Here is a 23,507-nt window from a genome sequence, read left to right as displayed (position 1 = left end):
TCCTATTCGGCGGCGCGCACCGCCATCGGATTGTTGGGATGGGTCGTCCAGTCCGCTGGCTCGGCGGGAACCACTTTGCCGGTGCGCAGGTCGATGTCCCCCGGCTCGACACGCTTCATGGTGATGCAATTCTCGACCGGGCAGACGTTGACGCACAGGTTGCAGGCCACGCATTCGTCATCCTTGACCGAGAACACGCGATCCTCGCTCATGTCGATGGCCTGATGCGAGGTGTCCTCGCAGGCGGCATAGCAGCGCCCGCAACTGATGCAGGCCTCCTGATCGATCACCGCCTTGGTCACGTAGTTCAGGTTGAGATGCTGCCAATCGCTGACATTCGGCACTGCGCGACCGACCAGATCGTCCAGCGCCATACCCTTGTCGTCAAGGTATTGCGACAGGCCCGAGATCATCTCCTGCACCACCTTGAATCCATAGGTCATCGCGGCGGTACAGACCTGCACGTTTCCAGCCCCGAGCGCCATGAATTCGGCGGCATCCTTCCACGTGGTCACCCCGCCGATGCCGGAAATCGGCAGATCGGCGGTTTCCGCGTTTCGGGAGATCTCGGCCACCATGTTCAGCGCCATCGGCTTGACCGCCGGTCCGCACAGACCGCCATGGCTGCCCTTGCCGTCGATCGTCGGCTCGGGCGCATAAAGATCGAGGTCCACCGAGGTGATGGAATTGACCGTGTTGATCAGCGACACCGCGTCCGCACCGCCGCGTTTGGCGGCCGCGGCCGGAAGGCGCACGTCGGTGATGTTCGGGGTCAGCTTGACGATGACCGGCATCCGGGTGGTCTGCTTGCACCAGCGGGTGATCATTTCGATCAGGTCGGGGTTCTGCCCCACCGCCGCGCCCATGCCACGTTCGGACATGCCATGCGGACAGCCGCAATTCAGCTCGATCCCGTCGGCGCCGGTTTCCTCGACCAGCGGCAGAATCGCCTTCCACGCCGCCTCTTCGCAGGGGACCATGATGGATGCGATCAGCGCGCGGTCAGGGTAGTCGCGCTTGACCGCCTTCATCTCGCGCAGGTTCACCTCGAGCGGGCGGTCAGTGATAAGCTCGATATTGTTGAGCCCCAGCAAGCGCCGATCCGCTCCCCAGATCGCGCCATACCGAGGCCCGTTGACGTTGACCACCGGCGGGCCGGCCTCGCCCAGCGTTTTCCAGACCACGCCGCCCCAGCCCGCGTCAAAGGCGCGGCGGACGTTGTATTCCTTGTCGGTCGGCGGCGCCGAGGCCAGCCAGAACGGGTTCGGGGATTTGATCCCGATGAAGTTGGAGGTCAGGTCAGCCATTCGCTTGCTCCATCAGGCTTGCGTGGATGTCTTCGGCGGCGTCGCGGCCTTCGGCCACCGCCGTCACGGTCAGATCGTCTCCGCCAGCGGCGCAATCGCCTCCGGCCCAGACCCCGGGCAGCGTCGTGCGCCCGGTGCCGTCCACCGCGATCTTGCGGCCGTCAAGCTCTGGCAGATCGCCCGGCACAAGCGTCTGGCCGATGGCGCGGAACACCTGATCTGCGGGCAGACGGAAGGTCTCGCCCGTCGGGGACAGGTCATCATCGGTGAATTCGAATTCGATCTCGCGCACCGCCCCGTTGCCATGGACCGCAACCGGCGAGGCATTGCAGATGATCCGCACGCCCTTGGCCTGCGCCAGATCCTGTTCATAGACCGAGGCCGCCATCCGCTCCTGCGAGCGACGATAGACGATGGTGACGTTCAGCGCGCCCAGCAGCTTTGACTGCACGGCGGCATCCACCGCCGTCATGCCGCCGCCGATCACCACCACGTCGCGCCCCACCGGCAACGCCGCAAGATCCGCCGCCTGCCGCAGATCGGCGATGAAATCGACCGCATTGACGACGCCGCTCTTGTCATCGCCCGGAACCCCAAGCGCATTCACGCCGCCAAGACCCATGCCGAGAAACACCGCATCATACTCGGCCCGCAGAGAATCCAGCGTCAGATCGCGCCCCAGCGCCATGCCGCAGCGCAGCTCGATGCCGCCGATACCCATCAGCCAGTCGACCTCGCGGGCAGCAAAATCTTCGGTGCTCTTGTAAGCCGCAATGCCGTATTCGTTCAGCCCGCCCGGCTTGGGCCGCGCATCAAAAAGCACCACGTCATGCCCCATCATCGCCAGCCGGTGCGCACAGGACAGACCGGCAGGCCCAGCCCCGACCACCGCGATGCGCTTGCCCGTCGCCACATCGCGTTCGAACGGATGGGCAGATTGCGCCATCAGCGCGTCGGTGGCGTAGCGTTGCAGGCGACCGATCTCGACCGGTTTTCCCTCGGCGGTCTCGCGCACGCAGACCTCTTCGCACAGCGTTTCCGTCGGGCAGACCCGTGCACACATGCCGCCAAGAATGTTCTGCGACAGGATCGTGCGCGCCGCCGCCTCGGGCGTGCCGGTCGCGATCTGGCGGATGAACAGCGGAATGTCGATATCCGTCGGGCAGGCCGTGGCGCAGGGTGCGTCATGGCAGAAATAGCAGCGGTCCGCCGCCACCAGCGCCTCGTGATCATCGAGCGCCGGGTGCAGATCGGCAAACCCCGCCTCGATCCTTGCCTTGTTCAGACGCCCCGGGGTGATCCCCGAGGCCAGAGCCTTAACGTCCATCGGTCGCCTCCCGCTGCCTATTGTGTTACGGCAAGGCTTCCATGGGTCGATTTTTTTATCAACTGGTAAAATATCAAAGCAGACCCGGGCCGGGGGCCTTTGCCTTCAAAACAGGCAAAACAAAAGGCCGCCCCAAAGGGAGCGGCCTTCCGTAGCGCGATGCAGAACCGAAATCAGTTCTGAGCGTAATATTCGATCACGAGGTTCGGTTCCATCTGGACGGCGAAGGGCACGTCCGACAGGCCGGGGGTGCGCACGAAGGTCGCAACCATCTTGTTGTGATCGACGTCGATGTAATCGGGCACGTCACGCTCGGTCAGCTGCGAGGCTTCCAGAACGAGAGCGAGCTGCTTGGACTTCTCGCGAACCTCGATCACGTCGCCTTCCTGAACGCGGTACGACGGGATGTTCACGCGGCGGCCGTTGACCAACACGTGGCCGTGGTTCACGAACTGACGGGCAGCGAACACGGTCGGCACGAACTTGGCGCGGTAGACGACGGCGTCGAGGCGGCGCTCGAGCAGGCCGATCAGCAGCTCGCCGGTGTCACCACGGGCGCGCTCGGCATCGGAGAAGATGCGGCGGAACTGCTTTTCGGTCATGTCACCGTAGTGACCCTTGAGCTTCTGCTTGGCGCGCAGCTGCAGACCGAAGTCGGACATCTTGCCCTTGCGGCGCTGGCCGTGCTGGCCGGGGCCGTATTCACGGCGGTTCACCGGGGACTTCGGGCGGCCCCAGATGTTTTCGCCCATACGGCGGTCGATCTTGTACTTGGCAGAGGTGCGTTTGGTCACCGTCTGATCTCCTTTATTATTGGCCCTGCAACCGGTTCCGGAAACCGGACCCCACTTTTCGGGTTGCGGACGCGTGTCCATGCAACCGTTCCAAGTCAACCCCGCATCCGGCCTTGCCGCAGCGATAAAGGGCGTTGTCCTCTTCCCGGACCTGCACGCGACGAATCGCGCTTGGCGCCCCGGTCTGACAGGCATCCCCTTGCGGGGGCCACCAACACCAACGAGTGGCGGCTAATAGGGCCATCATTCGCCCGAGTCAACAGCGCGATCCTTGCCGGGGAATTTAGCTCCAAATGAGATCTTTTACGACCGGTTAAGCGAGAGCACCGAGTGTAGCGTATGGACCGGGGCCTATGCCCCTCGATCAGGCGGCACCACGGGGAAAACGACCATGCAGGGCGACAAGAAAAAGGGCAGGACACCAAGGCTCAGCCCGCTCGATATCGCGGTAACAGAACGCGAGAAGACGATGCTGGACACCGTGCGCATGGCGATCCGGCACAAGCAGGTGCTGCTTGCGTTCCAGCCCGTGGTGCAGGCGCGCAGGCCGGGCACTGCCGCCTTTCACGAGGGCTTTGTCCGCGTGCTGGACGAGACCGGCCGCATCATTCCCGCCCGCGATTTCATTGGCGCGGTAGAGGACACGGAATATGGCCGGATGCTCGATTGCATCGCGCTTGAGGAAGGGCTGAACGAGCTGGCCCATGTCCCCTCGCTGCGGCTTGCAATCAACATGTCGGCCCGCTCGATCGGCTATCCCCGCTGGACAGAAACGCTGCAGCGCGGGCTCGCTGGCAATCCGACCATAGGCGAACGGCTGATCCTCGAGATTACCGAAAGCTCTGCCATGCTGGTGCCCGAACTGGTAGTGGCCTTCATGGCGAACCTTCAGGTCAAGGGCATAACCTTTGCGGTCGATGATTTCGGCGCGGGCTATTCCTCTCTGCGGCATTTCAAGGATTTCACCTTCGACATCCTCAAGATTGACGGTGCGTTCACCCGCGGCATCGCCGAGGATCCGGACAATCAGGTGATGGCCCGCGCCATTCTAAGCATCGCCGAACAGTTCGACATGTTCACCGTCGCCGAATCGGTCGAACGTGCCGACGACGCCAGCTTCCTGACCGACCTTGGGCTCGACTGCCTTCAAGGCTACTATTTTGGTGCGCCCACGGTTTCCCCTGAATGGCGCATTGCCGAAGGCGAACGCGCACAAGGCTGACCCAACGAGTTAAATTTGCGCTACCATTTGCGCTACCAGTGGTTACTTTCCTCCCAGACCCCCTGTCGCGCTCTGAAAGGTCGCGCTAAGCATGGGGCGCAAGACCCAAAAAGGGAGGCTTGCCTATTATGATGCAGCCTCCCTCGTCAGTTTATGCTTGGAGGAGTAATCCATGACGAATGTCGTTATCGCATCCGCGGCCCGTACCGCCGTCGGCAGCTTCGGGGGAAGCTTTGCCAACACCCCCGCGCATGACCTCGGCGCTGCCGTGCTTGAAGCGCTTGTCGCCCGCGCCGGGATCGACAAGGGAGACGTTTCCGAGACCATCCTCGGGCAGGTGCTGACCGCAGCTCAGGGCCAGAACCCCGCCCGCCAGGCACATATCAATGCAGGCCTGCCGCAGGAAAGCGCAGCATGGGGCATCAATCAGGTCTGCGGGTCCGGCCTGCGCGCTGTGGCGCTTGGTGCCCAGCACATCCTGCTTGGCGATGCCTCCATCGTCTGCGCCGGCGGTCAGGAAAACATGTCGATGTCGGTCCATGCGCAGAACCTGCGCAACGGCTACAAGATGGGCGATGTCAAATACATCGACACCATGATCAAGGACGGCCTGTGGGATGCATTCAACGGCTACCACATGGGCCAGACCGCCGAAAACGTCGCCGAAAAATGGCAGATCTCGCGTGAGATGCAGGACGAGTTCGCAGTGGCATCGCAGAACAAGGCCGAAGCCGCACAGAAAGCCGGCAAGTTCGATGACGAGGTGATCCCCTTCACCGTCAAGGGCCGCAAGGGCGATACCATCGTCGAAAAGGATGAATACATCCGTCACGGCGCATCGCTCGAAAGCATGCAGAAACTGCGCCCCGCCTTCACCAAGGACGGTACGGTCACTGCTGCAAATGCCTCCGGGCTCAACGACGGTGCCGCAGGTGTGCTGCTGATGTCCGCCGACGAAGCCGAAAAGCGCGGCATCGAGCCGATCGCCCGCATCGCATCTTACGCGACCGCAGGTCTTGATCCGTCGATCATGGGCGTGGGCCCGATTTATGCCTCGCGCAAGGCACTGGAAAAGGCTGGCTGGTCGGTCTCCGATCTTGACCTCGTCGAGGCGAACGAGGCCTTTGCCGCTCAGGCCTGCGCTGTGAACAAGGACATGGGCTGGGATCCGTCGATCGTGAACGTGAACGGCGGCGCCATCGCCATCGGTCACCCGATCGGCGCGTCGGGCGCACGCGTCCTCAACACCCTGCTGTTCGAGATGAAGCGTCGCGGCGCCAAGAAGGGCCTCGCCACGCTGTGCATCGGCGGCGGCATGGGTGTCGCCATGTGCATCGAACGCCCCTGATCGGGCGCCCGAATCCGCGCCATGACGCCCTCGTGGCGCGGAAATGCGTGGCGTGACAGCCTCGCACGCTGACGAATGATGTGCGCAACAAGATTGCGCGCATTGACTTTAATTAGTAACAAAGTTACCGGATATTGATATAAAGCCGGACTGGAGGGACATCATGGCGAAAGTTGCATTGGTCACCGGGGGGAGCCGCGGCATTGGCGAGGCGATTTCCAAGGCATTGAAAGCTGCGGGCTACGACGTGGCCGCGACCTACGCGGGAAACGATGAAAAGGCCGCCGCCTTCACCGCTGAAACCGGCATCAAGACCTACAAGTGGAACGTGGCGGATTACGACTCCTCCAAGGCGGGGATCGCTCAGGTTGAGGCCGATCTTGGCCCGATCGACGTTGTCGTCGCCAACGCGGGCATCACCCGTGACGCGCCCTTCCACAAGATGACGCCCGTGCAGTGGAAAGAGGTGATCGACACCAATCTGACCGGCGTGTTCAACACCGTTCACCCGATCTGGCCGGGGATGCGCGAGCGCAAGTTCGGCCGTGTCATCGTCATTTCGTCGATCAACGGTCAGAAAGGCCAGTTCGCTCAGGTGAACTATGCCGCGACCAAGGCGGGCGATCTGGGCATCATCAAGTCGCTCGCTCAGGAAGGCGCCCGCGCCGGCATCACCGCCAACGCGATCTGCCCCGGCTACATCGCGACCGAGATGGTCATGGCCGTTCCCGAAAAGGTGCGGGACTCGATCATCGCACAGATCCCGGCCGGTCGTCTCGGCGAGCCCGAGGAAATCGCGCGCTGCGTGGTGTTCCTTGCCTCGGATGACGCCGGCTTCATCAACGGTTCGACGATTTCGGCCAACGGCGGTCAGTTTTTCGTCTGATCCGACACTTTCCAGACGCCCCGGACTTGGCCCGTCCGGGGCGTTTTTTGTGCACTGATGCACCACGCCAGCGCGCAACTGTGCCTGTGCACACAGCCTTTCCAGCCTATCTTCAGGTAGGAAAGGAGACGTCTCATGCTTGTAAATGGGCTTCATCACGTCACCGCGCTTGGCAGCAGCCCGCGGGCGAACAATGCGTTCTGGACACAGACCCTTGGCCTGCGGCGCGTCAAAACCACGGTCAATTTCGACGCCCCGGATGTCTATCACCTGTATTATGGTGACGCGGTGGGCACGCCCGGCAGTGTGATGACCTATTTTCCCCACCCCAACGCCAAGATCGGGCGCGAAGGCACCGGCGAGGTGTCGACCACCGCCTTCAGCATACCGAATGGCGCGGCAGCGTTCTGGCAAGGGCGGCTGGGCGGAGCGCTCGACACCCGCTTCGGAGAAAGGCGTCTAGAGGTCAGCGGCCCCGACGGGGACGCGCTGGCCCTCGTCGAGCGCGACGATCCCCGTACTCCATGGGCCACCGACGAGATCGGCCCAGAGGTCGCGATCCGCGGGTTTCAGTCTGTCGAATTGCGCCTGTCCGATATCGCCGCCGAAGCACGATTGCTCACGACGCTTGGCTATACTGAAATCGCCCGCGAAGGCGATGTGACCCGCTACAGCCTGCCCGGCAATGGCGCGAACAGCGTCGATCTGCGCAAGAGCGATCTGCCAAGGGCGCGGTACGGCGCCGGGCGCGTGCATCATGTCGCCTTTTCGGTGCCAGATCGAAACGCACAATTGCGGGTGCGCGACGCGATGATCGCAGAGGGCATGACCGTCACCGAACAGATCGACCGCGATTATTTCTGGGCAATCTATTTTCGCACCCCCGGCGGCGTGCTGTTTGAAATTGCCACCGACGGCCCCGGATTTGACCGTGATGAGCCGCCTGAACGCCTTGGCGAGGCGCTTCAGCTGCCGTTGCGGCACGAACATCTGAGGGAAAGCCTGCAAGCCAAGCTTGAGCCGCTGTACTGACCCAAGTGGCGCCCCGGTCTGATCGGGGCGCCGGTTCCGCTTGTTCTGGTCGGCCCGGCGGCCCCAAGAACGCCGCCGGGCCGGGTGTCATTCATCTGGGGAAGATCAGTGCAGCTGGCCGCTCAGACGCGAGATCTCTTCTTTGATCTTCAGCTTCTGCTTCTTGAGCGCGGCGACGTGGAGGTCGCTCGTGCCGGGACTCCGCTGCATTTGTTCCACAGCGGAAGAGAGGTTCTGGTGCTTCTTCTTCAGTTCCTGCAGGTGCGAACTCAAGCTCATTTGTTTCCTCCTAGTGCTGGGTTGAGCCTCCAGTGCAGCACAACATTTGATTCCTGTCACGCCGCAGCTGCGAGAGTGCTGAAAGATTCCTTACGAATGCATCAACACGTTGCGGTCATTTCGGGAAAGGCAGCGCTTTGCCCTCTCTCAATGCCGCCCTTATGATCTGTGAATAGTCCTCACCATCCGCAAGATGGCTCTCGCCCTCGTGTAGAGCCAGCGCCGGATGAAGGCGAAATGCCGCCCGGCCACCCTTGCGAGCGCGGGCGAAAAACAGTTTCGCAGGGCGCCCGGCGCGCGGTGAAAGAGGCCATACTTCCAACGATCCCAGAGGCTTCATCGCGTCGAGCAGCTCTGGAAGTTTTTCGATCCGCAGCACCACGGTAAAACTGCCGCGCGGCTTCAGCCGTCGCGCCGCCAATGCCGCCCAGAGGGCCAGCGGCAGCGGCCCGGCAAGCCCCAGCTCGCGCCCGGGATCATCGGCGGAACTTCGCGCATGGGTGTCGAAATAAGGCGGATTGGCGATGACATGGTCAAAGGAATGCGCCCGCAGCGCCTCGGGCGGCGCGGCGATATCGCCTTCGAACACCTGCCCGGTCAGCCCGTTCTCATCAAGATTGCGACGCGCCAGAATCGCATAGGCAGGCTGTATCTCCAGCCCGACCAGCCGCAGCCCCGGCACACGCGCGCCAAGACAGCACAGCGCGGGCGCGCCGCCACAGCCGAGTTCAAGCACGCTCTCCGAGGGCTGCGCCGGAACCGTTGCCGCCAGCAGCACCGGATCGATGCCGGCGCGATAGCCCGAAACCGGCTGCCAAAGCCGCAGCTTTCCACCAAGAAAGGCATCGCGGCGCAGTTCGGCATCGGCGAAGGGCTCAGCCCTCAAATCGCACCCCGTTCAGTCGCAGGATGCGCCGCGCCTGATCCGCAAGACCGCGCCGCACCATCAGGCGGCGCGGCAATATGCCAATCGACCCTTCGAGAACGCTCATGTTTACGTCCAGCTCGAAGCTGTCTATACCCTCGGCGTCCAGAAGGGTTTTCACCAGCGGGATTAGCGTTATGTCGTTGGTTCTGAGAAGCTCTTCCATGGGCAGGATGTAAGGACAGTGCCACCGCCTTGTCGAGCCTGTTCGGGCAAGGAATATGGGGATCCGATGGGTCTGGATACGCCGATGAAAAAGCCGCACGACCGGCTCGCCGAGATGCTCGACCAGGACATGGCCGAGGTGAATGCGCTGATCCGCCAGCGTATGGCGTCGAAACACGCGCCGCGCATTCCCGAGGTTACCGCACATCTGGTCGACGCCGGTGGCAAGCGGCTGCGGCCCCTGCTGACGCTCGCCTCGGCACGGCTCTGCGGCTACGAGGGGCCGTTTCACGTGCATCTCGCCGCGACGGTGGAATTCATCCACACCGCGACATTGCTGCACGACGACGTGGTCGATGAAAGCAAGCAGCGGCGCGGGCGGCCCACTGCCAACCTGCTGTGGGACAACAAATCTTCGGTTCTGGTCGGCGATTACCTGTTTGCCCGTGCCTTCCAGTTGATGGTCGAGCCGGGCAACCTGCGGGTGCTGAACATCCTGTCCAACGCCGCCGCCACCATCGCGGAAGGCGAGGTGTTGCAGCTGACCGCGGCGCAGGATCTGAAGACCACCGAGGAAATCTACCTACAGGTGGTGCGTGGCAAGACCGCGGCGCTGTTCTCTGCCGCGACCGAGGTTGGCGGCGTGATCGCCGATGTCGACGAAGGGCTGATTCAGGCGCTCTACACCTATGGGGATGCGCTGGGGATCGCCTTCCAGATCGCCGACGATCTGCTGGATTATCAGGGTGATAGCAAGACCACGGGCAAGAATGTCGGCGACGATTTCCGCGAGCGCAAGCTGACCCTGCCGTTGATCAAGGCCATCGCCGCCGCATCCAAGGACGAGCGCGCTTTCTGGAAACGCACCGTCGAAAAGGGCGACCAGCGCGACGGCGATCTCGATCATGCGCTGGACTTGCTGAACCGCCATGGCGCATTGGCCGCCACCCGCGACGATGCGCTGGAATGGGCCGAGACGGCAAAGATCGCCATGCGCGCCCTGCCCGCATCGGACCTGCGCGAGGTTCTGATCGAGCTGGCAGATTTCGTGGTGGCGCGGCTTTACTGAGCGCGTTGCGTCATACGGGGCGCTGCCTGCTGTGACTGATCGCCCAGCAGACCGCCGGCGACCCACCAATCCGGCTTTTCCCGGCCGATCTGTTCGGCGGCGCGCTGCGCGTCCTCTTCACGGGCGAACAGGCCAAAGCAGGTCGCCCCGGACCCCGACATTCGCGCCAGCCCGCAGCCACGCTGCGCCCCAAGCGCACTCAGCACGATACGGATCATCGGCTCGACCCGTATCGCTGGCGCTTCAAGATCGTTGCGCAATGTGCGCAAAAACGCGATGAGGCCCGCCGCATCGCTCAGCTTCGGCAGCGCGGGTATCGGTGAATTCTCTCGGCTTTGCAGCGACTTGAAGACCTCGGGCGTTGACACCGGGCGGCGCGGATTCACCAGAACCGCCGCCACCGATGGCAGGTTTAGCCGCGTCAGCTGCTCGCCGATGCCGCCCACCCGCAAAGGCACCGGATCGAGGCACATCGGCACATCGGCCCCCAGCGCCAGCGCCTGCGTCGCGTCGATTTCGCGCCCGGTCAGCGCCGCCATGCCGCGCAGTGCGGCGGCTGCATCGGCGGAGCCCCCCCCGATGCCCGACGACGACGGCAACCGCTTGTCCAGCGTCAGCGCGGCGTCCTGCCCAAGCAACGCCGCCGCGCGCAGCGCGAGGTTGCTCATATCCAATGGCACGCCCGCCGCTTCGGGGCCGATGACCCGCAACGACAGCCCGTTTCCCGGCGCGATCTGCACCACATCTCCGACCGGCGCAAACGCGACCAGCGACTCCAGAAGATGATACCCGTCCGCCCGACGGCCAGTGACATGCAGCGCAAGATTGATCTTCGCCGGGGCGAAGACCTCAGTTGCCGCCATTGGCGACCCTGAGCGGTGGCTTGCCTTCCTCGGCCAGCACCTGATCCAGCCCAACCTTCAGCTTTTCACGAATGCGCTCGGGGTCGACCTCGTCCGAGGCGTTTTCCCAATCGACGAAGCTGAGCGCACGCTGCCATTGAAACCGCGCCTCGTTCTTGCGCCCGACCGCCCAGTAGACATCGCCCAGATGGTCGTTCACCACCGGATCGACCGCCATCAGCTCGGCGGCGCGTTCCATATGCATCACCGCGTCATCGTAACGGCCAAGCTTGTACAGCGCCCAGCCAAGGCTGTCGACGATATAGCCGCTCTGCGGTTGCGCCGAGACCGCCTGTTCGATCATCTCCAGCGCCTCGTCGAGCTTTTCGTGATGCTCGACCAGCGAATATCCAAGGTAATTCAGCACCTGCGGCTGACCGGGGTTCAGCGCCAGCGCCTTGCGGAAATCCGCTTCGGCCTGATCCCATGTGCCGCGCCGCTCGTTGCTGATGCCGCGTGCGTAATACAGGAACCATTGTGCCGGGTTCTCGGTATCGAAGGACGTCAGCGCCCGCGTGTAAGCATCGACCGCCGCGTCATAGCGTTCAAGCTGGCGCAGCATATCCCCCAGCGCAGATTGCACCGTCGCCTCGCCGCCATGGGTCTTGGCGAGCTGCTCCAACACCTCGATCGCGGCATCGTCGCGGCCAGCGGCGCTCAGCGCATCGGCGCGGCCCAGTTCGGCGGCGTGATAATCGGGGTCGCTGGCCGGCACTTTCTTGTAGGTCTCGATCGCCAGATCGTACTGGTCGAGCCCCTCAAGCAGCGATGCGGTCATCATGATCGCCCCTGAATGATCCGGGCGCAGATATTCGGCGATCCGCGCATAAAGCAGGGTGAAATCGTCGTTCGCCTCGTTCGAAAGCGCACCCGCGAGGGTGTAGAACACCTCGGCGATGCCGTCGCGGGCATTGGTCACATAGGTGAACGGCAGCACCTCATTGGCCATCAGCTTGCCCCGCATCAGTTCCAGCGCGGGATCACGCGGTTCGGGGAAGCCCTCGGTGATCATCGTCACCGCGTCGGCCTGCCGCCCAAGCTGGCTGAGGATTTCAGCCCGAGCCATCACCGCCCGCCGTGTCAGCTGCATCGAGCCAGCGCGCCGCGCTTCGAACACCGCCTCCGCACCTTCGAAATCACCGACCGAGGCCAACGCAAAGGCGCGATGATACTCGGCGAAGGTGCTCAGCCCCTGCTGCTGGCCCAGCGCATCAAAGGCGGCCAGCGCAGCGCGCATGTCGCCGCGACCAAGTTCGGACCACGCGCGAACCAGCCCATCGACCAGCGGCCCGATCGCGGTATCGCTGTCGATACGGTCGATCAGCCCGTTGTAATCGCCGTCCTTGGAAAGCTGTGCCACCTGCGCCATGTGGCCGATCTGGCTTTGGAATCCGTCCTGCGACAGGTTGTCGGCCAGCGTCACCGCCTGCGGCACATTGCCGAGCGCAAGATTGGCATAGACCGCCCGTTCGCGCAGCGCAGAGTTGCCCGGGTCGAAGATCAGCGCCCGGCCGTAGTATTCCGCCGCCGCCTTGAAGTCGCCAAGGAAGCTTGCCTGCCGGGCCGCCAGATAGCCGCCCGAAAGGCTGTTGGCCGCAGCAGGCCCCGCGAGCCCTGCCATCACGGCCAGCGCAAGCCCTGCCCCGCGCAGCGTTCCAACCTTCGATCCCATGCCTGTCGCCTCCGATTTCGTTGCGGGGAGCCTAGCTTGCGATCCCTGAACACGCAATGAGCAGGGCCTTCACGCCCCCGTCAGCAGACGCTGGCTCAGAGCAGATCCAGCTTGCGCGCCAGCTTGGCGTCCAGCGATGACAGCCCGCCCACATCATGCGTCGTCAGCAGCACCGTCACCTTGTTGTAGACATTGGTCCATTCGGGGTGATGGTTCCACTTCTCCGCCCACATGGCGGCGCGGGTCATCCATGAAAACGCCTCGATGAACCCGCCGAAGACAAAGGTCTTTTCAATGGCGTCACGATCTTCGTTCATCTGCCAGCCGTTGTCCAACAGAGGGGCAAGAATGGTTTCGCGGGCGGTCTCCGAGAGTTTTTCAGTCATGGCTGTTCGTCCCTGCGGGTTTTGCGAAAGGGGCCATAGGCGGTGAGGATCTCGATGTCCTCCCCCACCGCGCGGCGCTCTTCTTCTAGATAGCGCTCGACGGCGCTGGCGAAACCCCGGTCGGCGATCCAGTGCAGCGAATGGGTCTGCACCGGCAGGTATCCGCGCGCCAGCTTGTGTTCGCCCTGCGCCCCGGCTTCGACCCGCTTCAGCCCCCGGGCGATGGCAAAGTCGATGGCCTGATAATAGCACAGCTCGAAATGCAGGCAGGGATGATCTTCGATACAGCCCCAATAGCGGCCATAAAGTGTCTCGCGCCCGATGAAGTTCAGCGCCCCGGCGATGGGCGTGCCGCCGCGCTCGGCGATCACCAGCGCGATGTCGTCTTTCAATGTGTCATGGGCGATCTCGAAAAACGCACGGGTCAGATAGGGCGTGGCCCATTTGCGCGCGCCAGTGTCCTGATAGAACCGCCAGAAGGCATCCCAATGGTCTGGCTCGATCTGCGCCCCGGTGAGCATCCGGATATCGCCGCCAAACTCCTGCGCCGTGCGGCGTTCCTTGCGGATGGCCTTGCGCTTGCGACTGCTGAGGCTGCTCAGAAAGCCGTCAAAATCCGCGTAGCCGTTGTTTTCCCAATGAAACTGCTGACTGGTCCGCCGCATCAACCCCATCTGTTCGCCCGCGATGGCCTCGGCCTCTGTGCAAAAGGTGGCGTGCAGCGAGCTGACGCCATTCTCCGAGGCAAACTGCACCGCGCCTTGCACAAGCGCCGACAGTCCGGTGACCTCGTGCCCGGGTTTGACCAGAAACCGCCGCCCGGTGGCGGGGGTAAAGGGCACCGCAATCTGAAGCTTGGGGTAATAGCGCCCGCCGGCCTGATCAAACGCATGGGCCCAGTTGTGATCGAAGATGTATTCGCCCTGACTGTGCCCCTTGGCATAAAGCGGCGCGACGGCGATGATCTTGCCATCCTGCTCGGCCACAAGATGGTGCGGCTCCCACCCGGTGCCGCGCCCGACCGACCCCGAGGCTTCGAGCGCGTGCAGGAAACGCCACGTGGTAAAAGGGTCATTGGCCCGCCCGTCAGCGGCTTCGGGACAGGCGCAGGCGTCCCAGTCCGCTTGCGCGATCTGGTCGAGCGAGGTCAGGACGTTGACGGCAATCGTAGGGGTCGGGTCGTGGCTGGTCATGCAAGCGCCTCCGGACTCCAATCTGGCCCCGATGGCGTGGCGTTCAAGCTTCGTATCCCTCGAAGGTGATGTTCTGAGCCACCTTGCGCGCCTCTGCCTCCTGCTCGGGCGAGCGGACCGTCCAGCACAGCACTGCGGCACCGTCGCGCTGAAGCTCGGCGACGCGCGGGCGCGCCAGATCCCGGCGGTCGTGACTGATGAAACAGGCGCCGACACGGTCGTAATCGGGAATCTCCCGCAGGCTGGCGCGGGTGGCTGCGGGCACCAATGGCGAGTCATCCGCATCCCATGCGCAAGTCGTAAGGCCGCGCGGCAGCCCGGGCGCCATCCGCGCCAGCGCCGCCACCGAATGCGGGTTGAACGACATCAGCGCCACCGGCCCGATATAACCGTCAAGCGCCCGCACCGCGGCGGCTTCAAGCGCCCCGACATCAGGACCCATCGCGCCATCCTGATCCTTGACCTCGATCAGAAGCGCAGTCTTGCCCGCCACCAGCTTGAGCACCTGCGCGAGGGTCGGAATACGCTCTTGCCCGTGGCGCAGCTGGATCGTCGCCAGCTGCGCCGCGCTGCGGTCGCGGACCGCCCCCGTCTGCGTCGTAAGGCGGGAGAGGTCGTAATCGTGAAACACCATCGCTTCGCCGTCGCTCGACAGCTGAAGGTCGATCTCGATGCCGTATCCGGCCTGGATCGCGGCGGAAATCGCCTCGATCGAGTTCTCGGGGCGGCCACGCTGGGTGTTGTGCAACGCGCGGTGAGCGATCGGTCGGTCGAGAAAGGCGGCGGGCAGCTGCATCAGTTCAGCTCGAAGATGCCTTCGATTTCAACCGCAACGCCCAGCGGCAGCGACGCGGCAGATACCGCCGAGCGCGAATGCTTGCCCGCGTCGCCCAGCACCGCGACCAGCAGGTCCGACGCGCCGTTGATGACCTTGGGCTGTTCCGTGAAATCGCCGGTCGAGTTGACGAAACCAGTCAGTTTGACGACGCGCTTGAGCTTGGTCCAGTCACCGCCGCAGGCCGCCTTGGCCTGTGCAAGCAGGGCCAGCGCGCAGCTGGCAGCGGCTTTTGCACCGTCTTCGGTGGTCATGCCCTCGCCAAGCTTGCCCTTGATCAGGCCGTCCGGCCCCTGGCTGATCTGCCCCGAAACAAAAACAGTGCTGCCGCTGATCACGTAGGGCACATAGTTTGCCGCCGGCGCGGGCGCGTCGGGAAGGGTCAGTCCAAGCTCGGAAAGGCGGGAGTCGATGTCGGTCATGGCGAAATTCCTGGGTTGCAGTCCGTGCGCGACGCTAGCCGCGTTGCGCACGGATGGAAACACCCCTTCGAGAGGTCAGGTCTCCCGCAATGCCCTGCTGAAATAAACGGCGAAGGGCTTGATCAGATAGGCCAGCGGCGTGCGATCTTCGGTGCGCAGAAACGCCTCGACCGGCATACCGGGGATCAGGGACGACCCCTCGGGCAGTTTCTCGACCTCGCCTTCCGGCAGCACGATCTCGGCCCGGTAATAACTGACCTTGGTGGCTTCGTCGGTGAAGGCATCGGCAGAGATCCGAGTCACCTTGCCGAAGAGTTCGGGCGTGGTGCGCTGGTCGAGCGCGGCAAAGCGCAGCAACACCTCTTGACCGACATGGGTCTGGTCGATGTGGATCGGATCGATATTGGCCTGAATCACCAGAGGACGGTCCTGCGGCACCACATAAAGCACCGGCTCGGCGGCGCGAATCACCGAGCGTGGTGCAAAGACAGTGAGGCCGTAGACCACACCCGACACCGGGGCGGTGATTTCCATTCGCTTGAGCTGTTCAAGCAGCGACAACCGCTGTTCGGCCAGTTCACGAAAGCGATACCGCATGTCGCGCAGAGTGGTGATCGCTTCTTCGATGCGCTGGGTCTGAAGCCCCAGAACCTGAATGTCGATCTCGGTGATCTGGCCTTCGGCTTGGGCCTTCTGCGCCACCAGGTCACCCTGCTGACCGGCAAGGCGGGCCGCTTCGCGCTGCAGGCTCAACACCCGGCTGGCCTGCGCCAGCCCGCGGTCAAGCAGCGACTGCTGGTCGGTCAACTCTTTCTGGATAAGGTCATGCTGTTCGGACATGGCGGCGATCTGCGCCTCGATCCCTTCGATCTGGCTCCCGATCTGTTCAGACCGCTTTGCAAGCTGCTCGGTCTGCCCTGACAGTGATTCAAGCCGCGCAAAGAACAAGTTGCGCTGTCCCTCGACCAGTTCAGCGACCTCGTCGTCAACCTCGGCGCGGGCCAGCAGCTCTTCGTTGAAGATGAGCTCTTCCTTGCCATCGCGTTCCGCCGTCAAACGGGCCTCTCGGGCCAGAAGTTCGAAATACTGCCCTTCGATGATCAACAGTTCCGACTTGCGCAGCGTCGGGTCGAGCCGGACCATGACATCGCCCGCCTCCACCACATCCCCCTCGTCCACACGGATTTCGGACACCACGCCGCCATCGGGATGCTGCACCACCTGTCGATTGCGTTCGACCTGAATCTGGCCACTCGCGACGATGGCCCCTGAAATCTGCGTCGTCGCCGCCCATGTGCCGAAGCCACCGATCAGCACCACCAGCGCGACAAGGCCCAGCGTCATTGGCAACCGGGTCGAGAAACCGTCATCGCTCATCGCACACCTCCGTGGCCGGCACTGCGGCTGATCTGATCGTGATTCTTGACCATCGAGCGCAGCACTTCTTCTTTGGGGCCAAACGCCGCGCGTGCGCCGTTTTCCAGCATCAGCAGCATGTCGCACTCGCGAATCGCCGACGGACGGTGCGCCATGATAATCACCGACCTGCCCTCGTCCTTCATCGTGCGGATGGCGCGGTTCACCGCCTCGGACCCTTCATTGTCGAGGTTCGAATTCGGCTCGTCGAGCACAAGGATCATCGGGTCGCCATACATCGCCCGCGCAAGGCCGATACGTTGCATCTGCCCGCCCGAGAGCCGCCCTCCGGCAGCCGCGACGCGGGTGTCATACCCGTCGGGCAGCTTGAGAATCATCTCATGCGCATCTGCCTTGCGGGCGGCGGCAACGATTGCTTCGGGATCGGGGTTTTCCAGCAGACGGGCGATGTTCTCGGCAATCGTGCCATCGAACAGGGTCACCCGTTGCGGCAAGTAGCCGATATGCTGGCCAAGATCCTGCCCATATTGTTCCAAAGACGCACCGTCGAGGCGAATCTTGCCACCCGCGGGCCGCCAAACGCCGGTGATCGCCCGTGCCAGCGTCGATTTCCCGGCCCCGGAGGATCCGATCACTCCCAGCGCATGGCCGGGGTTGAGCGTGAAGCTGACCAGCCGCAGCGCCGCCTGATGATCGCCCGGCGGCACCACGGTAAGCTGCGATACCTCAAGCGATGCCTGTGGCTTGGGCAGCGGTAGGCGCGCCTCTTCGGGTGGCACCTCGGACAGCAGCTGCGCGAGATTGTCCCAGCCCTTGCGCGCCCGCGTCACTGCGGGCCACTGGCCGATCAGCAGCTCGATCGGGGCCAGCGCCCGGCCCATCAGGATCGACCCCGCGATCATCGCACCCGCCGTCAATTCCCCCTGAAGCACCAGATATGCGCCGAGGCCCAGCATCGCCGATTGCAGGAACAGTCGGAAGGTCTTGGTGGTGACGGTGAAGGTGCCTACGATATCCGCGCTGTTGATCTGCCCGCTCAGCGCCGCCGAGCGCGCCTTGTGCCAGCGCTTGAACGCCGCCGCACGCATGCCCAGAGACTGCACCATCTCGGCCTCGGAGCGGATCTGTTCCGAGCTTTGTTCGGCCCGCATCATCGCCTGATTGGATTTCAGCGTCGGGTCCCGGCTAAGCCCTTGGTTCAGAAGCGTCACGGCCACCAGAACCAGCCCGCCACCAACGGCAAGAAAGCCCAGCCACGGGTGAAAAATGAAGATCGCCGCGACGAACAGCGGCGTCCACGGAATGTCGAAAAATGCCATCAGCACCGGCGACGACATCAGCCGCTGCACCGATTCAAGATCCTTGAGCCCGGTGACCGACAGCTCGTCTGGCTTGACCGCTGCGCGCCGCATCACCGCGTCAAACACCCGCAGGTCGAGCCGTGCCTGAAACCGCGCGGCGACCCGCGCCATGATCCGCCCGCGGGCGTAATCGAGCACCCCCATCATGGAGTACAGGAACACCACGAGCACGGTCAGCGCCAGCAACGTCGCCTCGGACCGCGAGCCAAGCACCCGATCGTAGACCTGAAGCATATACAGCGGCCCCGTCAGCATCAGGGCGTTCACCAGAAAACTGAAGATCCCGACGAACCAATAGAATGGCCGCCCCTGCTTTCGGGCCGCCAGAAGCTCGTCGCGCCCGCCATCCTTGCGTTGCATGTTCGCCATTCCCGGACCCTCTCCGCGCTCCGGCGACCCTGTCAGCCGAAAGCGAAAATACAATTAACAGACACTTCATCACGAGGCCATCGCACGGAAGGCGAAATCGGCCCGTATCCCTTGGCCTTTCATGTGCCAGCAACTAAGCAGAGCCTACATCTTCCGGCTTTGCCTGTACCAGCATCAAATCAAGGAGGTCAGGAATTGCCCAGCCTGCGCCCCATCGCCTGTCTTGCGCTTGTAAGCCTTATTGCCGCTTGCGCCAACCCCGGCCCCGGCGAGGCCCCGGACGGCATCTTTGATCCGCAGGAAGGCCCGAACCGGCGGGTACACGCCTTCAACAAGCGGCTCGACACCGCGCTGTCGGGCGCCGGAAGCGCTGGCAGCTCTGTGCCGCTGCCGGTGCGCGCCGGGATCGAGAACATGGCCGACACCGTGTCCTTGCCGCAAACGGTGGTCAACCAGCTGTTGCAGCTTCGCCTCGGGCGCGCCACCCGCAACACCGCCCGGTTCTCCATCAACGCCACCGTCGGCCTGCTGGGCCTGCTCGACCCCGCCGAGGCCATGGGCCTGCCCGAAGACGAAAGCGATTTCGGCGAAACGCTGCATGTCTGGGGGCTGCCCGAAGGCTCCTATATCGAACTGCCCGTCCTCGGCCCCAGCACCGAACGCGACGCGGTGGGCATGTTCGTCGACATCTTCACCAACCCGCTGAGCTACGTGCTGCCGCCGAACGCGCGCTACACCGCAACCGGCGTGCGTCTGGCGGAACGGGTGCTCGACCGGTCGGAATATGCCGACCAGATCGACGAGATGCTCTACGGCTCGGCCGACAGCTACGCGCAATCACGCACGATTTATTTGCAGAACCGACGCTATGAGCTTGGGGATGAATCCGCGGGCGGGGCGGGCTATATCGACCCCGAAGCCATCGATACGGAGGGATTCTGATGCGCGCATTTTCAGGCAGCACCATGACACGGCGGGCGATGATCACCGGTGCGGTTTCGGCCGTGGCCCTTACGCTGATCGGTGCCCCGGCGCACGCCACCAGCGCCGCACAGGCCGAGGCGCTGGTGGATAGGCTGGTCGGTGACATCAACACGGCAATCGGCTCTGGCGCGAGCGAGGCGAAGCTGATCGCGCAGTTCGAGCAGATCTTCCGCAGCTACGGCGACATGCCCTATATCGCCGCCTACGCCATGGGCGTCGAGGCACGCAGGGCCAGCCCTGCCCAGAAGAAAGCCTTTACCGAGGCCTTCTCGAGCTACATCTCGCGCAAGTATGGCAAGCAGTTCCGCAAATTCATCGGCGGGCGCATCGACGTACAGGGCACCAAGTCGGTCAAGAACGCCTATCAGGTGTCGACCTTGGCCTATCTACGCGGCCAGTCGCCCTTTGACGTAACCTTCTTCATCGGCGAAAAATCGGGCAAGTTCTTCAACCTGTATGTCGAAGGCGTCAACATGCTGCTGACCGAACGCACCGAGATCGGCTCGATGCTCGACCGCCGCGGCGGCGACATCGATGCCATGATCGCGGATCTGCGGCGCGCCGGATGACACCGCAGCTTGGCCGTCTGGTGATCTACACCAGAAAGACCGACGCGATGATGGCGTTCTATAGCGCTCATTTCGGCTATGAGGCGGTGCGGCTTCCCGGCGATCGCATCGTCGAATTGCGCCCGCCCGGACAGGGGGCGGCGATCCTGCTGCACCCGGCGTCGAAGGGGCAAAGAGGCGGTCAGTCTTTGGTCAAACTGGTGTTCGACGTGCCCGACGTGAACGCCGCCTGCGATGCGGCCAAGGCGCGCGGGCTGGAATTCGGCGCGATCCACCACGCCGATGGCTACAGCTTCGCCAATACAAAGGATCCGTCGGGAAATTCGGTGCAACTGTCGAGCCGCGCCTATAGCGGTCGCGCGGCACCGCCCGAACCCGGCGGCACAACCAGTGACGATGACATCTGATCGCCAAGGTTCGCACCGCCCGGCCCTATAGCGCACCGATCAGCGACACAAGCATTGCCGATCATAGGCCGACCACCGCCCACCATGTCAATGAAGTTGGCGTGAACGCCTACACGCCGCTCCCCTGCCAGCAGGGGCAATGCTGCCGGTTCTGTCAGGCGTCGCCGCAAGGGCTGATCCATGCAGGCCGGTCGCGCGACTGCCCGCGCGACCGGCTTTGTCATCACATCGCGGCGAGCAGGCTTTCCCCGGCCGAGATGTCGCATTCGCCGGGGCTGTTTTCGGCGTGCAGAATCGTCACGGTGCCATCCTCGACCAGCATCGCATAGCGCTTGGACCGGGTGATCAGGCCCGCGGGCGGCGCGGTGAAATCCATGCCGATCGCCTTGGTGAAGCTGCTTTCGGGATCGCCGAGCATGGTGATCCCCGCCTCAGTCGCGCCGGTCGATTCGCCCCATGCCTTCAGCACGAAGGGATCGTTCACCGACAGGCAGACGATCTCGTCCACGCCTTTTTCGGCCAGCTGGTCCTTGACCCGGATAAAGCTGGGCACATGTGCCGCCGAGCAGGTCGGGGTATAGGCGCCGGGAACGGCAAAGATCACCACCTTGCGCCCCTTGGTCACGTCATCCAGTTTGACCTGCTGCGGCCCGTCCTCGCCCATCTTCACGAGGGTTGCCCCCGGAAGCGTATCTCCCTTGGTGATTGCCATGTGCATCGTCTCCTGTGCGTTGCGTTTCCGACGCCCACGGTTATAGGCTCCGCCCGGACATACAAACGAATTTTCGAAGAGGCGAACGGATGGGCAAAGTTGTTGTGATCGGAGCGGGCCAAGCAGCGGCCTCACTGGTGGCGCGCCTGCGCGCAAAGGGGCACGACGGCGAAATCACCGTGATCGGCGCCGAAGCCGTGCCCCCCTACCAGCGCCCGCCCCTGTCCAAGGCCTATCTACTGGGTGAAATGGACCAAGAGCGGCTTTACCTGCGCCCGCGCGATTTCTACGAAGCGCAAGGGATCGAGCTGATGCTGGGCACGCCGGTCACCGCCATCGACCTGTCGGCCCGCACCCTGATCGCCAATGGCGAGATGATCGGCTGGGACGATCTGGTGTTCTGCACCGGGTCTGAGCCGCGCCGCCTACCCGCAGCCATCGGCGGCACGCTGGATGGCGTCTGCGTCGTGCGCACGCTGGCCGATGTTGATGCAATGGCGCCCCGGTTCACCAAGGGCGCGCGGGTGCTGATCGTCGGCGGCGGCTATATCGGTCTGGAGGCAGCAGCGGTGGCGTCAAAGCTCGGGCTCAAGGTGACGCTGGTCGAAATGGCAGAGCGCATCCTGCAGCGAGTCGCCGCTCCCGAGACGGCGGATTTCTTCCGTGCCCTGCACCGCGCGCATGCGGTCGACATCCGCGAAGGCGTCGGCCTTGGTGCCCTGACCGGCGCGGGCCGGGTCGAGGCGGCAGAACTGACCGATGGCACCAAGCTGCCCGTCGATTTCGTCATCGCCGGCGTCGGCATCGTGCCCGAGGTGGAACTGGCCGAAGCGGCCGGCATCGCCATCGAAAACGGCATCCGCACCGATGCCACCGGCCGCACATCGGCTCCGAATGTCTGGGCAGCGGGCGATTGCGCCTCCTTCCCGCACAAGGGCGCGCAGATCCGGCTGGAAAGCGTCGGCAATGCCATCGATCAGGCGGAACTGGTGGCGGACAACATCCTTGGGGCCGGACGGGCGTATGAGGCAAAGCCGTGGTTCTGGTCGGATCAATACGACGTCAAGCTGCAGATCGCCGGGCTGAACAACGGCTACGATCGCTTGGCCGTGCGCAAGGGCGAGGGCACCTGCTCGCACTGGTACTACGCGGGCGCAACGTTGCTGGCGCTGGACGCGATGAACGACCCACGCGCTTACATGGTGGGCAAGCGTTTGATCGAAGCGGGAAAATCCCCCGACCCGGACGCCGTGGCAGACCCGGCCACCGACCTCAAGTCGCTGCTCAAGTGAGGATCATCGCCGGAGACTGGCGCGGCCGCGCCCTGACATCCGTCGGCAAGGGTGACCCAAAAGCGCATCTGCGCCCGACCACCGACCGCACCCGCGAAAGCCTGTTCAACATGCTCGCCGGGGGCCGCTTTGGCGATCCTTTCGAGGATGCCGTGGTGCTCGACCTTTTCGCGGGCACCGGCGCGCTGGGGCTCGAGGCCCTGTCGCGCGGGGCGGCATCCTGCACCTTTGTCGACGACGGGCGCAAATCTCTGAGCATCCTGCGCGAGAACATCCGGCTGCTTGGCTGCGACCGGCAGACGAGCGTGATCCCCCGCGATGCGACGCGCCTGCCACCGACAGACACTGCCGCAACGCTGGTGTTTCTCGACCCTCCCTACGGCAAGGCGCTGGGGGCCAAAGCCCTGGACGCGGCCCGCACCGGCGGCTGGCTCGCCGCCGAAACGCTGGTGGTCTGGGAAGAAAACGCACCTCAACACGCCCCCGAAGGCTTCGAGCCGCTGGATACTCGGCGCTATGGCGACACCCATGTCACGGTGCTGCGCACCCGATGAGAGGACTCGCCGGGCGCGGTGCATGTCGAGGACAATATCGTATGTATCCGTTCGCGACATGAGAGGGCAGCATCACCGTCCCGAACCGCACCTGCCAGCATCACCCACGCCCGGCCCG

General features: G+C 63.9%; 25 protein-coding genes. 10 read left to right on the top strand and 15 right to left on the bottom strand.

The genetic code is table 11. The features are described 5' to 3' along the window. Positions 1 to 2: 2 nt before the first annotated feature. The 3 genes from preA to rpsD all read right to left on the bottom strand — a co-directional run bounded on the left by preA (position 3) and on the right by rpsD (position 3,428). A complete protein-coding gene (gene preA / locus Q4543_RS12655) occupies positions 3 to 1,307 on the bottom strand; it encodes an NAD-dependent dihydropyrimidine dehydrogenase subunit PreA (RefSeq protein ID WP_303438769.1) in 1,305 nt (434 codons plus the stop codon). Continuing rightward, positions 1,300 to 2,634, bottom strand: coding sequence for an NAD(P)-dependent oxidoreductase (locus tag Q4543_RS12650; protein ID WP_303438767.1), 1,335 nt, complete (start codon positions 2,632 to 2,634; stop codon positions 1,300 to 1,302). The genes preA and Q4543_RS12650 overlap by 8 nt, the downstream gene beginning before the upstream one ends. Positions 2,635 to 2,807: 173 nt before the next feature. Continuing rightward, positions 2,808 to 3,428, bottom strand: coding sequence for a 30S ribosomal protein S4 (gene rpsD / locus Q4543_RS12645; protein ID WP_216004444.1), 621 nt, complete (start codon positions 3,426 to 3,428; stop codon positions 2,808 to 2,810). A 391-nt stretch (positions 3,429 to 3,819) separates the two neighbouring features. Between rpsD and Q4543_RS12640 the strand changes: the two genes are divergently transcribed. The 4 genes from Q4543_RS12640 (at position 3,820) to Q4543_RS12625 (ending at position 7,916) form a co-directional block, all read left to right on the top strand. Continuing rightward, entirely contained in the window at positions 3,820 to 4,650 is an 831-nt protein-coding gene (locus Q4543_RS12640; protein WP_303438764.1) for an EAL domain-containing protein, read from the top strand. A gap of 172 nt (positions 4,651 to 4,822) precedes the next feature. Beyond that, on the top strand, positions 4,823 to 5,998 hold the full coding sequence (locus Q4543_RS12635) for an acetyl-CoA C-acetyltransferase (protein WP_303438762.1): 1,176 nt from the start codon (positions 4,823 to 4,825) through the stop codon (positions 5,996 to 5,998). Between the two features lie 163 nt (positions 5,999 to 6,161). Next, positions 6,162 to 6,884, top strand: a complete 723-nt coding sequence (gene phbB / locus Q4543_RS12630) for an acetoacetyl-CoA reductase (protein ID WP_303438760.1) — start codon at positions 6,162 to 6,164, stop codon at positions 6,882 to 6,884. A 135-nt stretch (positions 6,885 to 7,019) separates the two neighbouring features. After that, complete coding sequence (locus Q4543_RS12625) at positions 7,020 to 7,916, top strand: VOC family protein (protein ID WP_303438759.1); 897 nt, start codon at positions 7,020 to 7,022, stop codon at positions 7,914 to 7,916. Positions 7,917 to 8,021: 105 nt separating this feature from the next. Here Q4543_RS12625 and Q4543_RS12620 read toward each other — a convergent pair whose 3' ends face one another. The 3 genes from Q4543_RS12620 to Q4543_RS12610 all read right to left on the bottom strand — a co-directional run bounded on the left by Q4543_RS12620 (position 8,022) and on the right by Q4543_RS12610 (position 9,286). Next, positions 8,022 to 8,195, bottom strand: a complete 174-nt coding sequence (locus Q4543_RS12620; protein WP_216004439.1) for a YdcH family protein — start codon at positions 8,193 to 8,195, stop codon at positions 8,022 to 8,024. Positions 8,196 to 8,310: 115 nt separating this feature from the next. Beyond that, positions 8,311 to 9,081: a tRNA1(Val) (adenine(37)-N6)-methyltransferase gene (locus Q4543_RS12615; protein ID WP_303438757.1), complete on the bottom strand. Its 771-nt coding sequence runs from the start codon at positions 9,079 to 9,081 to the stop codon at positions 8,311 to 8,313. Next, positions 9,071 to 9,286: a DUF2007 domain-containing protein gene (locus Q4543_RS12610; protein ID WP_303438756.1), complete on the bottom strand. Its 216-nt coding sequence runs from the start codon at positions 9,284 to 9,286 to the stop codon at positions 9,071 to 9,073. Before Q4543_RS12610 ends, Q4543_RS12615 begins: the two co-directional genes overlap by 11 nt. Before the next feature lie 66 nt (positions 9,287 to 9,352). On the opposite strand from Q4543_RS12610, the gene Q4543_RS12605 reads away from it, so the two are divergent. After that, positions 9,353 to 10,354, top strand: a complete 1,002-nt coding sequence (locus tag Q4543_RS12605; protein ID WP_303438754.1) for a polyprenyl synthetase family protein — start codon at positions 9,353 to 9,355, stop codon at positions 10,352 to 10,354. Here Q4543_RS12605 and Q4543_RS12600 read toward each other — a convergent pair. From Q4543_RS12600 to Q4543_RS12565, 8 genes are all read right to left on the bottom strand, one after another. Then, entirely contained in the window at positions 10,348 to 11,217 is an 870-nt protein-coding gene (locus tag Q4543_RS12600; RefSeq protein WP_303438751.1) for a 4-(cytidine 5'-diphospho)-2-C-methyl-D-erythritol kinase, read from the bottom strand. The two genes, Q4543_RS12605 and Q4543_RS12600, sit on opposite strands and share 7 nt — an antisense overlap. Next, a complete protein-coding gene (locus Q4543_RS12595) occupies positions 11,204 to 12,928 on the bottom strand; it encodes a tetratricopeptide repeat protein (protein ID WP_303438749.1) in 1,725 nt (574 codons plus the stop codon). The genes Q4543_RS12600 and Q4543_RS12595 overlap by 14 nt, the downstream gene beginning before the upstream one ends. 95 nt (positions 12,929 to 13,023) lie before the next feature. Beyond that, on the bottom strand, positions 13,024 to 13,314 hold the full coding sequence (locus Q4543_RS12590) for a 4a-hydroxytetrahydrobiopterin dehydratase (RefSeq protein WP_303438747.1): 291 nt from the start codon (positions 13,312 to 13,314) through the stop codon (positions 13,024 to 13,026). Then, positions 13,311 to 14,507: a GNAT family N-acetyltransferase gene (locus Q4543_RS12585; protein ID WP_303438745.1), complete on the bottom strand. Its 1,197-nt coding sequence runs from the start codon at positions 14,505 to 14,507 to the stop codon at positions 13,311 to 13,313. The genes Q4543_RS12590 and Q4543_RS12585 overlap by 4 nt, the downstream gene beginning before the upstream one ends. Positions 14,508 to 14,550: 43 nt before the next feature. After that, a complete protein-coding gene (locus Q4543_RS12580; protein WP_303438743.1) occupies positions 14,551 to 15,303 on the bottom strand; it encodes a glycerophosphodiester phosphodiesterase family protein in 753 nt (250 codons plus the stop codon). Beyond that, a complete protein-coding gene (locus Q4543_RS12575) occupies positions 15,303 to 15,764 on the bottom strand; it encodes a RidA family protein (RefSeq protein ID WP_216004430.1) in 462 nt (153 codons plus the stop codon). Before Q4543_RS12575 ends, Q4543_RS12580 begins: the two co-directional genes overlap by 1 nt. Positions 15,765 to 15,839: 75 nt before the next feature. Next, entirely contained in the window at positions 15,840 to 17,141 is a 1,302-nt protein-coding gene (locus tag Q4543_RS12570; RefSeq protein ID WP_303438741.1) for an HlyD family type I secretion periplasmic adaptor subunit, read from the bottom strand. Then, complete coding sequence (locus Q4543_RS12565) at positions 17,138 to 18,871, bottom strand: type I secretion system permease/ATPase (protein ID WP_303438739.1); 1,734 nt, start codon at positions 18,869 to 18,871, stop codon at positions 17,138 to 17,140. The genes Q4543_RS12570 and Q4543_RS12565 overlap by 4 nt, the downstream gene beginning before the upstream one ends. Before the next feature lie 195 nt (positions 18,872 to 19,066). Here Q4543_RS12565 and Q4543_RS12560 point away from each other — a divergent pair, with 195 nt between their 5' ends. From Q4543_RS12560 to Q4543_RS12550, 3 genes are read left to right on the top strand one after another with little or no spacing between them, the layout of a single operon-like run. Next, complete coding sequence (locus Q4543_RS12560; protein ID WP_303438737.1) at positions 19,067 to 19,813, top strand: VacJ family lipoprotein; 747 nt, start codon at positions 19,067 to 19,069, stop codon at positions 19,811 to 19,813. Next, a complete protein-coding gene (locus Q4543_RS12555; RefSeq protein ID WP_303438736.1) occupies positions 19,813 to 20,424 on the top strand; it encodes a phospholipid-binding protein MlaC in 612 nt (203 codons plus the stop codon). Before Q4543_RS12560 ends, Q4543_RS12555 begins: the two co-directional genes overlap by 1 nt. Then, positions 20,421 to 20,831, top strand: a complete 411-nt coding sequence (locus tag Q4543_RS12550; RefSeq protein ID WP_303438734.1) for a VOC family protein — start codon at positions 20,421 to 20,423, stop codon at positions 20,829 to 20,831. The genes Q4543_RS12555 and Q4543_RS12550 overlap by 4 nt, the downstream gene beginning before the upstream one ends. A gap of 223 nt (positions 20,832 to 21,054) precedes the next feature. On the opposite strand, the gene Q4543_RS12545 is transcribed toward Q4543_RS12550, so the two are convergent. Next, positions 21,055 to 21,543: a peroxiredoxin gene (locus Q4543_RS12545; protein ID WP_303438732.1), complete on the bottom strand. Its 489-nt coding sequence runs from the start codon at positions 21,541 to 21,543 to the stop codon at positions 21,055 to 21,057. Positions 21,544 to 21,632: 89 nt separating this feature from the next. Here Q4543_RS12545 and Q4543_RS12540 point away from each other — a divergent pair, with 89 nt between their 5' ends. Both Q4543_RS12540 and rsmD read left to right on the top strand, forming a co-directional pair. Then, complete coding sequence (locus Q4543_RS12540; protein WP_303438730.1) at positions 21,633 to 22,835, top strand: NAD(P)/FAD-dependent oxidoreductase; 1,203 nt, start codon at positions 21,633 to 21,635, stop codon at positions 22,833 to 22,835. Continuing rightward, positions 22,832 to 23,389, top strand: a complete 558-nt coding sequence (rsmD, locus tag Q4543_RS12535; RefSeq protein ID WP_303438728.1) for a 16S rRNA (guanine(966)-N(2))-methyltransferase RsmD — start codon at positions 22,832 to 22,834, stop codon at positions 23,387 to 23,389. Before Q4543_RS12540 ends, rsmD begins: the two co-directional genes overlap by 4 nt. Positions 23,390 to 23,507: the final 118 nt, after the last annotated feature.

The sequence above is a fragment of the Salipiger sp. 1_MG-2023 genome, assembly GCF_030547555.1.
Lineage (GTDB): Bacteria > Pseudomonadota > Alphaproteobacteria > Rhodobacterales > Rhodobacteraceae > Salipiger.
This window is presented reverse-complemented; position numbering and strand designations above follow the sequence as displayed.

What these genes read in the sequence shown, in the direction of transcription:
- preA (WP_303438769.1), bottom strand. Translation starts at nt 1,307, where the DNA reads ATGGCTGACCTGACCTCCAACTTCATCGGGATCAAATCCCCGAACCCG.
- Q4543_RS12650 (WP_303438767.1), bottom strand. Translation starts at nt 2,634, where the DNA reads ATGGACGTTAAGGCTCTGGCCTCGGGGATCACCCCGGGGCGTCTGAAC.
- Q4543_RS12640 (WP_303438764.1), top strand. Translation starts at nt 3,820, where the DNA reads ATGCAGGGCGACAAGAAAAAGGGCAGGACACCAAGGCTCAGCCCGCTC.
- Q4543_RS12635 (WP_303438762.1), top strand. Translation starts at nt 4,823, where the DNA reads ATGACGAATGTCGTTATCGCATCCGCGGCCCGTACCGCCGTCGGCAGC.
- phbB (WP_303438760.1), top strand. Translation starts at nt 6,162, where the DNA reads ATGGCGAAAGTTGCATTGGTCACCGGGGGGAGCCGCGGCATTGGCGAG.
- Q4543_RS12625 (WP_303438759.1), top strand. Translation starts at nt 7,020, where the DNA reads ATGCTTGTAAATGGGCTTCATCACGTCACCGCGCTTGGCAGCAGCCCG.
- Q4543_RS12620 (WP_216004439.1), bottom strand. Translation starts at nt 8,195, where the DNA reads ATGAGCTTGAGTTCGCACCTGCAGGAACTGAAGAAGAAGCACCAGAAC.
- Q4543_RS12610 (WP_303438756.1), bottom strand. Translation starts at nt 9,286, where the DNA reads ATGGAAGAGCTTCTCAGAACCAACGACATAACGCTAATCCCGCTGGTG.
- Q4543_RS12605 (WP_303438754.1), top strand. Translation starts at nt 9,353, where the DNA reads ATGGGTCTGGATACGCCGATGAAAAAGCCGCACGACCGGCTCGCCGAG.
- Q4543_RS12600 (WP_303438751.1), bottom strand. Translation starts at nt 11,217, where the DNA reads ATGGCGGCAACTGAGGTCTTCGCCCCGGCGAAGATCAATCTTGCGCTG.
- Q4543_RS12595 (WP_303438749.1), bottom strand. Translation starts at nt 12,928, where the DNA reads ATGGGATCGAAGGTTGGAACGCTGCGCGGGGCAGGGCTTGCGCTGGCC.
- Q4543_RS12590 (WP_303438747.1), bottom strand. Translation starts at nt 13,314, where the DNA reads ATGACTGAAAAACTCTCGGAGACCGCCCGCGAAACCATTCTTGCCCCT.
- Q4543_RS12585 (WP_303438745.1), bottom strand. Translation starts at nt 14,507, where the DNA reads ATGACCAGCCACGACCCGACCCCTACGATTGCCGTCAACGTCCTGACC.
- Q4543_RS12580 (WP_303438743.1), bottom strand. Translation starts at nt 15,303, where the DNA reads ATGCAGCTGCCCGCCGCCTTTCTCGACCGACCGATCGCTCACCGCGCG.
- Q4543_RS12575 (WP_216004430.1), bottom strand. Translation starts at nt 15,764, where the DNA reads ATGACCGACATCGACTCCCGCCTTTCCGAGCTTGGACTGACCCTTCCC.
- Q4543_RS12570 (WP_303438741.1), bottom strand. Translation starts at nt 17,141, where the DNA reads ATGAGCGATGACGGTTTCTCGACCCGGTTGCCAATGACGCTGGGCCTT.
- Q4543_RS12565 (WP_303438739.1), bottom strand. Translation starts at nt 18,871, where the DNA reads ATGGCGAACATGCAACGCAAGGATGGCGGGCGCGACGAGCTTCTGGCG.
- Q4543_RS12555 (WP_303438736.1), top strand. Translation starts at nt 19,813, where the DNA reads ATGCGCGCATTTTCAGGCAGCACCATGACACGGCGGGCGATGATCACC.
- Q4543_RS12550 (WP_303438734.1), top strand. Translation starts at nt 20,421, where the DNA reads ATGACACCGCAGCTTGGCCGTCTGGTGATCTACACCAGAAAGACCGAC.
- Q4543_RS12545 (WP_303438732.1), bottom strand. Translation starts at nt 21,543, where the DNA reads ATGGCAATCACCAAGGGAGATACGCTTCCGGGGGCAACCCTCGTGAAG.
- Q4543_RS12540 (WP_303438730.1), top strand. Translation starts at nt 21,633, where the DNA reads ATGGGCAAAGTTGTTGTGATCGGAGCGGGCCAAGCAGCGGCCTCACTG.